Below are 12692 nucleotides of genomic sequence, written 5' to 3'. Positions count from 1 at the left end.
CAGGGGAATCGCATATGGCAGACAAGCTCTTGAAAGGATGTCGCAAATCGATTCCTCTCGGCTCCATCGCTGATGGAGGTTGTGATGGAAGGCTTTGCTTCGCTTTTTGGTTCGGTTCCAGACCCGCGGGCCGCCAATGTGCGTTACCCTTTGAACTCGGTCTTGTTCATCGGTCTGGCGGCGGTGCTGTGTGGCGCCGAGAGTTGTCAGGATATGGCCGACTTTGGCCTGTCCAAGCACAAGCTGCTCAAGACCGTCATGCCGCTGCCGTACGGGATTCCGAGCCATGATGTTTTCTCGAATGTTTTCAGGCACCTGGATCCGGTTGCCTTCGAGGAGGTGTTCGCCAGGTTCGCAGCCGCCTTCGCCCAGTCGATCTCCGGCGTCATCGCCATCGACGGCAAGGCGGTGCGCGGCGCCTACAAGCGCGGCGACAAGGCGACGCCGCTGCATCTGGTCAATATCTGGGCCGCCGACAACCGCATGGTCATCGGCCAGCAGCTTGCGCCAAACCGCAACGAGGTCAAGGGCGTGCTCGACGCGCTCGCCTGCCTGTCGCTTGAGGGCTGCATGGTCACCGCCGACGCGCTGCATTGCCGCGCCGACACGGCCAAAGCGATCCTGGCGACCGGTGCCGATTATGCGCTGGCGCTGAAGAGCAACCAGCCGGGACTGCTCAAGCAGGCCGGACATCTCATGGAGGCGGCTGACGATCCCGACCGTGCCGAAACCACGGATCCCAGGCTGCATGACCGGACCGAAACCCGCCGTGCAAGCATCGTCGAGGCGGACGGCATGGACTTCCCCGGCATCAAGGCGGTGGCCCGGCTGGAAAGCATCAGGATCGAGCCGGATGGCCGGCAAACCAGTCATATCCGGCACTTCCTGCTCTCCAGGCAGGTCTCCGCCACAGCCTTCCTGAAGATCGCCAGGGCGCACTGGACGATCGAGAACCAACTGCATTGGGTTCTCGATGTGGCCTTCTGCGAGGATGCGGCACGAAACCGCAAGGACCATGGGCCGCAAAACCTCTCGACACTCAGAAAACTCGCCCTCAACCTGATCCGCCAGCATCCCGACAAGGCATCCATAAGGCGCAAGATCAAGAAGGCCGGATGGGACGATGACTTCCTCATCTCCATGATCGCTCATATGCGATAGCCCTGCGGTCCTGCCGGGGGCAAGACGACGCCAGGGCCGAATTACACACCCAGCCGGTCGCGCAGGCCATACCACCACGCGCCCAGCACCGTCAGCGGCACCCGCAACGTTTTCCCGCCCGGGAAGGGCAGGTTCGGCAACGAACTCCACACATCGAACCGCTCCGCATGACCGGCAACGGCCTCGCCGAGGATCTTGCCCAGAAGATGCGTGGTGGTCACCCCGTGTCCGCTGTCCCCGTGGGAAAAATAGACGCTGGGCGAGATCCGTCCCATGTGCGGAATGCGGGTGAGCGTGAGCGCGAAATTGCCGCCCCAGGCATAATCGATCGCGACGTTTTGCAGTTCCGGAAACGTCGTCAGCATCTTCGGACGAATGACGGCGGCGATATCCTTCGGGTCCCGCCCACCATAGCCGATGCCACCGCCGTAGAGGATGCGGTTGTCTGCGGTCCGCCGAAAATAGTCGAGAATGTAGTTGGCGTCCTCGACGCAGTAATTGGCCGGTAGAAGCGCTTCCGCCAGATCGGCACTCAGCGGTTCCGTCGTCAGGACCTGACTGGACACCGGCATCATGCGGCCGCTGATCTCGGGAAACTGCGGGCCGAGATAGGCATTGCCGCAGACGAGCACGTAATCGCAGGTGACGGAGCCCGAGGCGGTGCGCACGGTGTTGCGGGGGCCCTGATCGAGCCCCAGAACCCGCGAACCTTCGAAAATACGGCCGCCGAGCGCCTCCACGGCCTGTGCCTCGCCCAGGACGAGGTTCAGCGGATGGATGTGGCCGCCCAGCCTGTCGACCATGCCGCCGGCATAGCGGTCGGTCTTCACGTAGCGACGGACCTCATGAGCCGAGACCATCTCGAGCCCAGGATGGCCATGGGCCTCCCAATCGGCCTTGTGCACCTCCATTTCGCGCATCTGCTTTTCGGTGAAGGCGGCAAAGAAGCCACCATCGACGAGATCGCAGTCGATCGCATACTTGGAGACCCGCCCGCGGATGATCGCGGCCCCTTCCAGCGACATCTCGCCCAGCCTGCGGGCCTTTTCCGCGCCATAGCGGCCGGCGATGGTGGCGAGATCCCGGCTGTAGCCGTTGACGATCTGCCCGCCATTGCGCCCGGACGCGCCGAAGCCGATCCGCTCGGCCTCCAGCACCACGACGGAAAAGCCGCGTTCGCTGAGTTCCAGCGCCGCGGATACGCCCGTGAAACCGGCACCGATCACGCAGACATCCGCCGACACATCCTCCTGAAGCGCCGGGCGCACCCGGCGGTCATGCGCGGAAGCCGCATACCAGCTGTCGGTATGACCGGGGTTGTCGCTGCGCTTCAGGCTGTGCGGCATGGGCTGAACTCAGATCTTGAACCGTTCGGGGCGATAGGGCGCCACATTGATGAAGGGGCTGTCGCCGCAGATCATCTCGGCCACGGCGCGCCCGGTCACCGGTCCCAGCGTCAGGCCGTGATGGGCGTGGCCGAAGGCGAACCACAGGCCGCGATGCCGCGGCGCCTTGCCGATCACCGGCATCATGTCCGGCGTGCAGGGACGCGCCCCCATCCACGGCTCCTTGTCCAGCCGCTCACCGAGCGGGAAGATGGTCCGCGCCACGGCTTCCGCGCGGCCAAGCTGCACCGGCGTCTTCGGCGCATCGCGCAACGCAAATTCGGCACCGGTCGTCAGCCGGATGCCCTGGCGCATCGGCGCGAGGAAGTAACCGCGCTCGGCATCCATGGTCCAGCCGTTCAGCACAACGTTGTCACGGGCACCATAATGCATGTGATAGCCGCGCTTTACGCCGACAAGGAATTCGTAGCCGAGCGGTTTCGTCACCGTGTCGGACCAGGGGCCAAGCGCGATCGCCACGTCCTTGCCCTCGATGCTGCCCTCGTCGGTGGAAACGGTCCAGCCGCTCCCGGTCTGGCGCAGCGTCGTCGCATCGCCCCGGATGAAACGTCCGCCGAGCTTTTCGAAGAGCGCCACGTAAGCGAGCGTCAGCGCATGCGGGTCCGTCACCGACCACGGGTCAGTCCAGGTCAGCGCGCCGACGAAATCCTGCGAAAGATGCGGTTCCTTCTCTGCCAGCCCCTTGGCATCCAGCACCGTAAAATCGAGGTCATATTCGCGCTTCAGGCGTTCGGCCTCGCGCACCTCGCCATCCTGCTTGCCTTGCGTGCGGAAGGCCTGCGTCCAGCCGTCCTTGCGGATGAGATGGCCGGCATCCGCCTCGCGGATCAGCACGTCATGTTCGGTGATCGACTGCTCGATCAGCGGTGCATAGGCGCGCGCGATGACCTGATGCCGGCTGACATTGGAATTCCACCAGTAACGGCTGAGGAATTTTGCAACCGAGGGCAGGGCGCCGAGATGGTAATGGGCGTCGATGCGGTTGTTCAGCGCATAACGCAGGATCATCGCCATCTGCTGCGGAAAGCCATAGGGCACCACGCCTTCGCGTTGAATGAGGCCGGCATTGCCGTAGGAGGTTTCCTCACCCGGTCCGCGCCGATCCACCAGAACCACTGATTTGCCGCGTTTGGCCAGGTGCAGCGCGGTCGATACGCCGATTATGCCTGCACCCAGAACGATTGCATCCGCCGCCATGTCTTGCCTTCAACCCAATTGCATGAATGTTTTCTGGAACATGCGCCGAGCCCGGTCCTGCTGCAAATGAAAACTGAGCCGCTGGACCTTGTGTCACAAGCTTTGCGACAGACTGTTCGACTACATGCGAGCAAGGGGCATGGTCCCACGATGAAATTGCGATCGTTCAGGGGGAATACGAGCGGTGAGCTTTGCAGATTACGACCTCATTATCATCGGCGCCGGTTTTTTCGGGGCAACGATCGCCGAACGCGCGGCCAACGACCTCGGCAAGCGCGTGCTCATCATCGACCGTCGGCGTCATATCGGCGGCAATGCCTATAGCGAAAACGACCGCGAAACCGGCATCGAGGTGCACAAATACGGCGCCCACCTGTTCCACACGCCGAACAAGACCGTCTGGGATTACCTGAACCGCTTCACCGCCTTCACCGATTATCGCCACCGCGTCTTCACCAGCTACCGGTCGCAGGTCTATTCGATGCCGATCAACCTCGGCACGATCTGCCAATTCTTCGGCAAGCGCATGAGCCCGGACGAAGCGCGTGCGCTGGTCGCCGAACAGGCCAGGGAACTGGGCGATCGCCCACCGCAGAACCTGGAAGAAAAGGCAATCTCGCTGATCGGCCGCCCGCTCTACGAGGCCTTCATCCGCGGTTATACCGCCAAGCAGTGGCAGACCGATCCGCGCGAGCTGCCGGAATCGATCATCACCCGCCTGCCGGTGCGCTACAATTTCGACAACCGCTATTTCAACGATGCCTATGAAGGCCTGCCCGTCGATGGCTATACGGCCATCTTCGAGCGTATGCTGAACAATCCGCGGATCGACGTGCAGCTGAACACCGATTATTTCGCCGTGAAGAACGAAATCCCGGCGGGCAAGCCGGTGGTCTATACCGGCCCGATCGACCGCTATTTCGATTACCGCGCCGGCGAATTGAAGTGGCGCACCATCGATTTCCAGGAAGAGGTCATGCCTGTCGGCGATTTCCAGGGTACGGCAGTGATGAATTATGCCGACGAGGACATCCCCTACACGCGCATCCTCGAATTCCGCCATTTCAATCCGGAGCGGGATTACCAAAAGGAAAAGACGGTCATCGTGCGGGAGTTCTCACGCTTCGCCACCCGCGCCGACGAGCCGTATTACCCGATCGATACGGCGGAAGACAAACGTACCTATCTCGCCTACCGCGAGCTGGCGGAGAAGGAACAGGACGTCATCTTCGGCGGGCGTCTCGGTACCTATCGCTATCTCGACATGCACCAGGCAATCGGTGCGGCGCTGAAGAGTTTCGAGACGGAGGTTGCGCCGCGCCTCAAGGGCTGATGGCGGCTTTGCACTGACCGAACGGGCCCCTCGCGGGCCCTTTTGCGTTTGGGGCTCCAGCGGACCAAGCGCGATACAGCGGGAACTTCTCTCACATCCTCTTGTTGGGCTGCCGATCCAACATGAAGGAGAGAGTAATGTTTTATACGGACGGCAAGCTTCAATATCCGGTGCGCGTGGAAAAGGCGGACCCGCTGTTCGCCCGTGCCCTGCAGCAGGCGATCGGCGGCGTCGAGGGCGAAATCCGCGTCGCGATGCAGTATTTCTTCCAGGCCTGCGGCGCGCGCGGCAACAACAAGTTCCGCGACATGCTGATGAACACGGCAACCGAGGAGCTTGGCCACATCGAGATGCTGGCGACCGCCGTTGCCCTGAACCTGGAAGGTGCGCCTTTGTCGGAGAAGGAAGAGGTCGCCAAGGACCCGGTCTCCAGCATGGTGCTCGGCGGCCTCAACATGAAGAATATCCTCTCGGCCGGCCTTTCCGCCATGCCGGTAGATAGCGATGGCGTTCCCTTCGATATGTCGCACATCTATGCGAGCGGCAATATCGCGGCCGACATGACCGCCAACATTGCCGCCGAATCGACGGGCCGCACGCTGGCCGTTCGCCTCTACAACATGACGAGTGATCCTGGCATGAAGGACATGCTGTCCTTCCTGATCGCGCGCGACACGATGCACCAGAACCAGTGGATGGCAGCGCTGGAGGAACTGGGTGGTGCCAAGGGCGCCTTCCCGATCCCCAACAGCTTCCCGCAGGAGAAGGAAAAGGGTGATTTCTCCTACGCCTTCCTCGGCTTCCAGATCGATGACAGCGTGGATGCCATTGCCGGCCGCTGGTCGGAAGGTCCTTCCATGGATGGCAAGGGCAGCTTCACGGCAGCCCCCATGCAGCCGCTCGGCGAAAAGCCGAATCTCGGCCAGGCCAAGCCCAACAGCGGCGCCCAGACCGAACAGATGTAAGGACTGACGGTGCGACGGGTGGGGTTCACCCGCCCGTCGCACCGCGCTCATGCCGAAAGGAAATTCCATGCAAGCGCGCTGGATCATCGTCGCCGCCGTGATCGTCTTGGCCGCCGTCGTCATCTTCGGGTCGCGGCCCTTCACACAAACTGCAACGGAAAGCCCCGGCCAGCCCTCGCCGCATTCCCTGACCGAATGACAGGGGGAAAGGCGCGACCCTGAGTGGAGGGCGGTGCCGTACCCCCCACAAGGAACTTTCGCCGAGGCGGCGGGTTTGTCTCGATAGATCAAGGATCGCGTGATGACGAAGACTGACACGACAACGCCGGACACCAAACCCTCAACGGCATCGCAGGTGAGGGGTGATATCCAGCGCGGAATGACGGGCGATAAGCGGCCGGGCATCGATCCGGCGGCGGCTCCCATGGAAGCGGATGCCGAGGCCGGGGGAACGCCGCCGACACAGGAAGAGATCGACATGGCGCTTACCACCCAGCCGAACGGCGCGTCCACGGGTGGCGGGCAGATGAAATCGCGTAACTTCGACACAGCCATGGGGCACGCGGAAGGAACGCTTGAAAAGAAACCGAGCCTGCCGGCGCTAGTGCCGGTGATCGCCGTCGTCGCGATTGTCGCTGCTCTGCTGCTTGGCATCTTTCTGCGGTAAATACCAATGGCGCCCCCCGGTTGGGCCGGAGGGCGCTCGAAAGTTCAGGCTCGCCTAGTTCAACTGGCTTGCCAGCTGCGCCCGTGCGCGGTTGACGCGGCTTTTGATCGTGCCGACGGGGCATCCGCACTGTTCGGCGGCAGCCTCGTAGGACTTGCCCTGCAGCAGGATGATATGGACGGCATCCCGGTAATGTTGGGGCAGGTCCAGCAGCGCGCGATGGAACTCATGCGCCCGCACCGACCATTCCTGCGGTGCATTGACCGAAGGCCTTGCCGAGGCGCAATCCTCAAGCCCAACGGTTTCCCGCTTGGCGAGGCCAAATTTCGTGCAGAAGGTGTTGCGCAGGATGGTGAACATCCAGGATTTCAGGCTCGTGCCCTCCTGGAACTTGTCGATGTTGGCCAGCGCCCGCAGAAGCGTATCCTGGACGAGATCATCGACATTGCTGGGGCTTCGGTCGAGGCGTCTGGCAAAGGATCTGAGTGCCGGGATGAGGGCTATCATCTCGGCTCTTACACGTTCGCTTCCCGGATAATCGGTCATGATCTCTCCCTCGTGTTTCCCCATCAACAACAACCGGGCACCTGCGACATTGTTCCCGGAATTCCCTGGCGCAGGCGAGAAATCTGACACTGGATCCGAACTGACGCGGAGCGATGGGAAACAAGGCCGCCTGCGGTGACCTGCACGACGAAATTTCCCGCGCCGCCTGCAACTTGTCATCCGGCTGTTAGAAACGCTCCTTAAGACACTCCCACAGGGTTTGCACAGCTGTGCAGCAGGGGAATGGTGATGAGTGGCGCGGGTTTTCTCAAGATCGATGGGGTTGCGACCGGTTACGGTGCGACACAGGTTCTGAAGGACATCAGCCTGTCGATCGCCAGCGGCGAATTCGTGGCGCTGCTCGGGTCATCCGGATGCGGAAAAACCACGCTTCTGCGCGTGCTGGCCGGCTTCGTCGCACCGAAATCCGGCACGGTCAGCGTGCGCCAGCGGGAGGTGACGCATCTGCCACCCGACAAGCGCGGCATGGCGCTGGTCTTCCAGTCCTACGCGCTCTGGCCGCATATGACGGTGGCGCAGAACATCGGGTATGGCTTGAAGCTGCGCGGCGTCTCCTCGGCAGACATCGCAAAGCGGATTTCGGCCATGCAGTCCATGCTGGGGCTGCAGGGTCTTGAAGACCGCAAGCCCGGCGCGCTTTCCGGCGGTCAGCGTCAGCGGGTGGCGCTTGGCCGGGCGCTTGTGGTCGATCCGGAAATCCTGCTGCTCGATGAGCCGCTCTCCAATCTCGATGCCCGCATTCGCCTCACGGTGCGCCACGAACTGCGCGCCCTGCAGCAGCGCCTCGGCATCACCGCCATCCACGTCACCCATGACCGCGAGGAGGCCATGGTGATGGCGGATCGCATCGTCATCCTGGATGCCGGCCGCATTGCCCAGCAGGGCGCGCCGGAAGAGGTCTACAACCGCCCGGCCTCGGCCTTCGTCGCGGCCTTCATGGGGGCGGAAAACCACCTCCCGCTAACGGTCGATGTGGCGTCCGACACCGTTTCCATTGCTCCCGGTCCAGCCAACAGGGCGGGCCAGGTGCCGCTTTTTGGGCGCTCGCTCGTATCCGGTGCCGTCGAGGCGCGGTTCCGTCCGGAGGCGGCACGCCTTTTTTCGTTGTCCGCCGAAACACCGAATGAGCCGGGCCTGGTGTTCGAAGGCCGCGTTGTTTCGGTCACCTATCCGGGCGGTCTGTGGCGCCATGTGGTGCGTCTGGCCGATCGCGAAATTCTCGCCGATGCGATGCATCCGTTCGCGGCCGGAGAAACGGTCGGCGTCTTTGTCGCAGCCGCTTCACTGTTCCTGTTCAACATGTCGGCAAGCGCTGCCGATTCTTCCGTTTCCCGTCCTGCCGGGCGGGAGTGACTGCCGCATTTCATATTTTCATCCCTTGGAGAGACTGTCATGAAAAACCTGTCTTACCTTACCTTTGCAGCGGTCCTCGCGGCCATGCCCGTTCATGCGGAAGAACTGACGGTCGTGACCGCCGGTGACCAGAACATGGTGGATTACATCAACCAGTATCTCGGCCCGTTGTTCGAGAAGACCTATCCAGGCAACACGGTGCGCGCCGTTGGCACCGGCCCCGGCGATGCCGGCTCGCAGAAGATCCTCGAGCGCTTTGATGCCCAGGCCGGCGCCAAGGCCGAGAAGTGGGACACCGATGTCGCTGTCGTCCATGAAAAATTCGTCGGCCCGATGGTGACGAAGGATTACCTCGCCAAGTATCGCGGCGATATCGACACCGGCAAGCTGGTGACGCGCGACAATGCCAAGATGGCGCTCGGCACGAATGTCGATGGTTACGTCATGCCGATGTTCAACAGCCAGACGGCGATTGCCTACAATCCGGCGCTCGTCGCCAACCCGCCGAAAAGCTATGCCGAGATTGCCGACTGGGCCAAGGCCCATCCGAAGCAGTTCGGTTACAACGGCATCAAGGGCGGCGCTTCCGGCGTCAGCTTCGTCATGGGCTGGATCTATGCCTTCGGCGAAGGCGATGCCAAGACGCTGATGAACGGCCCCTTCCAGGAAGACCAAACGAAGAAGTGGGACGGCGCTCTGAAGAGCCTCGCGGCCTTCACCACCAACGCCACCCTGACGCCGGGCAATGCCGGCACGCTCGATCTTCTGTCGCGCGGTGAGATCGCCATGGGTCCGGTCTGGGTCGACATGTTCTACAGCTGGAAGGCCGATGGCCGCCTGCCGCCGGACATGAAGCTGACGCTGCCGGCACCTGGCATGCCGGGCCAGCCGATGCACTACGTCGTGCCGCAGAAGGCCGCGCACAAGGATCTGGCGGAAAAGTTCATCGCGCTTGCCACCAGCCCGAAGGTGCAGGCCGAAGGCATCGTCAAACGCTTCAACTGGTATCCGGGCATCGACGCTCAGCATGTGAAGGCAGAGCTCGACGACGCCACCTGGAACAAGCTCTTCGTCGATATCTCGCCGGAAGACCTCGCCTCCAAGGGCAAGCCCTTCCCGATCGCGCCCTACAACACCGCCATCCTCGAAGCATACGAGAAGTCGGTGAAGTAAGCAGGCGCCCCTCATCCGCCTGCCGGCACCTTCTCCCCGTGAACGGGGAGAAGGGCGATTGCCGCGACCTCTTGGTTCCCTCTCCCCGCCCGCGGGGAGAGGGCCAGGGTGAGGGGCCCTTTTCCAAAGGTGCTGCGGCAATGTCCGTGGTCCCTGCAACAGAGCCTGAACTCATGCCCAGACGTCTCCTCGGTCTCCTGCTTGTCCTGCCTGCGCTCGCAGTCATCGCGCTGCTGTTCATTCTGCCGCTTGTCATGTCGGCGGTCGGCGCATTTCGTGTGGACGATCGCTGGGGGCTCGGGAATTTTGTCAAATCCTTTGACCTCTACCTCAACGACATCCTGTTCAGCGTCGGCATCGTCAGCCTGTCGACGCTGCTGATCGGACTTGGTGCGATTGCGATCGGCGGTTATCTGACGCTCGGCGCCCATCCGCTTGCCGTCACCATCCTGCGCTGGCTCTATCGCTGGCCGATGTTCATCCCCTTCATCGTCGTCGGCCAGATCCTGCGCACCTTTCTGGCCAAGAACGGCATGATGAACAACACCGCAATCAGCCTCGGCCTGATGACGCCGATCGATGCGGTGAGTTTCCTCGACTGGCGCGGCATCGTGATCGCATTTGTCTGGAAACAGACGCCCTTCGTCGCCCTGCTGGTGGCCGGCGCCATGGCTTCCGTCAACCGGGAAGGCATCGAAGCGGCTGTCAATCTTGGCGCCTCGAAACTCAGGGTACTGGCAGAAATCATCGTGCCGCAGGTCACGGGAACGCTGGCGGTCGGGCTCATCCTCTCCTTCGTCACCATGATGTCGGTGCTTTCGGTGCCGCTGATGATCAATGCGCAGTCACCGACCATGCTGACCGCCGACATCGCCTTCCGGGTGAATGCCTATGGCGATTACGGCGTGGCAAACGCGCTCGGCCTCATCTCGCTCGTGCTCGCTGCGTCGGTTGCCTGGATCTATCTGCGCATCAGCCTGAAGGAGCGCGCATGATGAGGACGAACCGTTCCCGCCTTGCGGCCCTCTGGTGGATCCCGCGCGGTCTGATCTTCGGCCTGATGGCCTTCTTCATCTTCGGTCCGCTGTTCAACATGCTCATCTGGACCGTGACGGAGAAGTGGTATTTCCCCCATGCGCTGCCGCTCGAATACGGATTTTCCGCCTGGGGCCGCGTTTTTGCCCCGCGGGGAGGCGCACTGGAATCGCTCGGCAATTCGCTGGTCGTCGCGATCCTGACGGTGGTGGTGTCGCTCGCGCTTGCCATTCCCGCCGGTTATGCGCTGGCGCGGCTGAAGCTGCCGCTCCGCAGCCTCATCCTGCTCGCCTTCCTCATTCCGCAGGCCTTTCCGAACCTCACCGTCTACGTCAACGTCGCCCGCATCTTCTACGAGATCGGGCTGAACGGCACCATCGCCGGCGTCGTGCTGGTGCATGCCTCGCATGGCCTCGTCTATGCGGTCTGGATCGCCACCGCCGCCTTTTCCGCCATCGACGTGGAGCTGGAACAGGCCGCCCGCTCCATCGGCGCCGGCGCGCTCCGCACCTTTGGCGATATCACGCTGCCGCTTGCCGCGCCCGGTCTGCTCGCGAGCGCGATCTTCGTGTTCCTGGAGTCTCTCGACGAGTTCACCGGCAGCTACTTTGTCGGTGCACCGGACGTGAACATGCTGCCGCTGCTGCTCTACTCCGCAGGCTCCGGGGGCAACTACCAGATCGCATCCATCACGGCGCTGCTCTTGCTTGTGCCGTCTCTGATCTTCATGGTGATCGTCGAGCGCTTCCTGAAGGCCGACGTTCTGTCTCGCGTTGGACGGTGAGGTGGCAAATGAAAGACGGAAAGACTCGCATGCGGTTCGTCAGTGCAGAACAGGTGGCAAGGCGGGCAGGGGTCTCCCGTTCCGCGGTCTCGCGCACCTTCACGCCGGGTGCCAGCGTTTCGCCCGCAACGCGCGAAAAGGTGCTGAAGGCGGCGGAAGAGCTCGGCTATCACGTCAACGATCTGGCGCGCGGCGTTCTCAACAACCAGAGCCGTCTCGTCGGCATCGTTGCGACCAAGCCGGAAGTCGGCTTCCGGGCGCACCTGACGGCAGCGCTCACCAAGGCGCTGATCCGCCGCGGCAGCGTGCCGGTGCTGATCAACACCGGGCAGACGGAAGAAGAAATGCTGGCCGCGCAGAAAATGCTGATCGGCCACCGGGCTGAAGCCACCATCATTCTCTCCGGCTCGCCGCCGGAAAGTTTTCTCGACCTTGCCCGGCGGAACGGCCAGCCGGTGGTGCTGATCGGCCGCTGCGAACCGGAAGCCGATCATGTGCGGGCCGGCAATTCGGAAGCCTCGATCGAGGCGGCGCGGCTGCTCCTTGCGGCGGGACGCCGAAGGCTCGCCTTTGCCGGATCGCACTCGGCAACCCCCTCCATTCTGGAACGACAGATCGCCTTTGTCGCGGAAGTCGAACATCACGGTTTTTCGGTGCAGATCGCTCACGGGGAGGATTCGAACTACGATTGCGGGGTGGCCGCGGCGAGGGCTCTGCTTGCCGAAGGCGACAGACCGGATGCCATCTTCTGCGCCAATGATCTGATTGCCTTCGGCGTGATGGACGTGCTGCGCCGGGAAGGGGGCCTGTCCATTCCACAGGACGTGGCCGTCATCGGCTTCGATGATGTACCGGAAGCCGCCTGGCTCAACTACGATCTGACGACATTCCGTCAGGACCCGCTGATCATGGCCCAGCGTGCCGTCGATCTGCTCGAACGCCGGATCGCCAACCCGGATGCCGACCAGGGGCATGACCGGGTGGTGCCGGAACTGGTCGTGCGACAGACCTTCGTTCCCGCAAACGTGACAGAGGTTTAGTGGATTTCCCC

At 62.7% G+C, this 12692-nt stretch carries 13 protein-coding genes; 10 read left to right on the top strand and 3 right to left on the bottom strand.

The window, feature by feature from the left end:
- Nucleotides 1-84: 84 nt before the first annotated feature.
- Nucleotides 85-1161 (top strand): ISAs1 family transposase, encoded by a 1077-nt coding sequence (locus G6N78_RS02480; protein ID WP_165214274.1) that lies wholly within the window; start codon nucleotides 85-87, stop codon nucleotides 1159-1161.
- 41 nt (nucleotides 1162-1202) lie between these two features.
- On the opposite strand, the gene G6N78_RS02475 is transcribed toward G6N78_RS02480, so the two are convergent.
- A complete protein-coding gene (locus G6N78_RS02475) occupies nucleotides 1203-2507 on the bottom strand; it encodes an NAD(P)/FAD-dependent oxidoreductase (protein WP_165215407.1) in 1305 nt (434 codons plus the stop codon).
- Between the two features lie 9 nt (nucleotides 2508-2516).
- On the bottom strand, nucleotides 2517-3764 hold the full coding sequence (locus G6N78_RS02470) for an NAD(P)/FAD-dependent oxidoreductase (protein ID WP_165215404.1): 1248 nt from the start codon (nucleotides 3762-3764) through the stop codon (nucleotides 2517-2519).
- A gap of 184 nt (nucleotides 3765-3948) precedes the next feature.
- On the opposite strand from G6N78_RS02470, the gene glf reads away from it, so the two are divergent.
- The 4 genes from glf to G6N78_RS02455 all read left to right on the top strand — a co-directional run bounded on the left by glf (nucleotide 3949) and on the right by G6N78_RS02455 (nucleotide 6729).
- Complete coding sequence (glf, locus tag G6N78_RS02465; RefSeq protein WP_165215402.1) at nucleotides 3949-5097, top strand: UDP-galactopyranose mutase; 1149 nt, start codon at nucleotides 3949-3951, stop codon at nucleotides 5095-5097.
- A gap of 137 nt (nucleotides 5098-5234) precedes the next feature.
- Nucleotides 5235-6062 (top strand): manganese catalase family protein, encoded by an 828-nt coding sequence (locus tag G6N78_RS02460; protein ID WP_165215399.1) that lies wholly within the window; start codon nucleotides 5235-5237, stop codon nucleotides 6060-6062.
- Nucleotides 6063-6129: 67 nt separating this feature from the next.
- On the top strand, nucleotides 6130-6261 hold the full coding sequence (locus G6N78_RS25925; protein WP_272955623.1) for a hypothetical protein: 132 nt from the start codon (nucleotides 6130-6132) through the stop codon (nucleotides 6259-6261).
- Nucleotides 6262-6363: 102 nt separating this feature from the next.
- On the top strand, nucleotides 6364-6729 hold the full coding sequence (locus G6N78_RS02455; RefSeq protein ID WP_165214232.1) for a hypothetical protein: 366 nt from the start codon (nucleotides 6364-6366) through the stop codon (nucleotides 6727-6729).
- 54 nt (nucleotides 6730-6783) lie between these two features.
- Here the strand turns inward: G6N78_RS02455 and G6N78_RS02450 are convergent, their stop codons facing one another.
- On the bottom strand, nucleotides 6784-7275 hold the full coding sequence (locus tag G6N78_RS02450; protein WP_165215397.1) for a sigma-70 family RNA polymerase sigma factor: 492 nt from the start codon (nucleotides 7273-7275) through the stop codon (nucleotides 6784-6786).
- Between the two features lie 249 nt (nucleotides 7276-7524).
- Here G6N78_RS02450 and G6N78_RS02445 point away from each other — a divergent pair, with 249 nt between their 5' ends.
- The 5 genes from G6N78_RS02445 to G6N78_RS02425 all read left to right on the top strand — a co-directional run bounded on the left by G6N78_RS02445 (nucleotide 7525) and on the right by G6N78_RS02425 (nucleotide 12681).
- Nucleotides 7525-8649: an ABC transporter ATP-binding protein gene (locus tag G6N78_RS02445; protein ID WP_165215394.1), complete on the top strand. Its 1125-nt coding sequence runs from the start codon at nucleotides 7525-7527 to the stop codon at nucleotides 8647-8649.
- Between the two features lie 39 nt (nucleotides 8650-8688).
- Nucleotides 8689-9822 (top strand): ABC transporter substrate-binding protein, encoded by a 1134-nt coding sequence (locus G6N78_RS02440; protein ID WP_165215392.1) that lies wholly within the window; start codon nucleotides 8689-8691, stop codon nucleotides 9820-9822.
- A 173-nt stretch (nucleotides 9823-9995) separates the two neighbouring features.
- Nucleotides 9996-10817, top strand: coding sequence for an ABC transporter permease (locus G6N78_RS02435; protein WP_165215389.1), 822 nt, complete (start codon nucleotides 9996-9998; stop codon nucleotides 10815-10817).
- Nucleotides 10817-11641: an ABC transporter permease gene (locus G6N78_RS02430; protein WP_370691501.1), complete on the top strand. Its 825-nt coding sequence runs from the start codon at nucleotides 10817-10819 to the stop codon at nucleotides 11639-11641. Before G6N78_RS02435 ends, G6N78_RS02430 begins: the two co-directional genes overlap by 1 nt.
- 29 nt (nucleotides 11642-11670) lie before the next feature.
- Nucleotides 11671-12681, top strand: coding sequence for a LacI family DNA-binding transcriptional regulator (locus G6N78_RS02425; protein WP_165215384.1), 1011 nt, complete (start codon nucleotides 11671-11673; stop codon nucleotides 12679-12681).
- Nucleotides 12682-12692: the final 11 nt, after the last annotated feature.

The sequence above is a fragment of the Allorhizobium pseudoryzae genome, from assembly GCF_011046245.1.
In the GTDB taxonomy this organism is placed as follows: domain Bacteria; phylum Pseudomonadota; class Alphaproteobacteria; order Rhizobiales; family Rhizobiaceae; genus Neorhizobium; species Neorhizobium pseudoryzae.
Note: the sequence above shows the minus strand (reverse complement) of the source record. Positions and strands in the feature narration are given on the sequence as shown.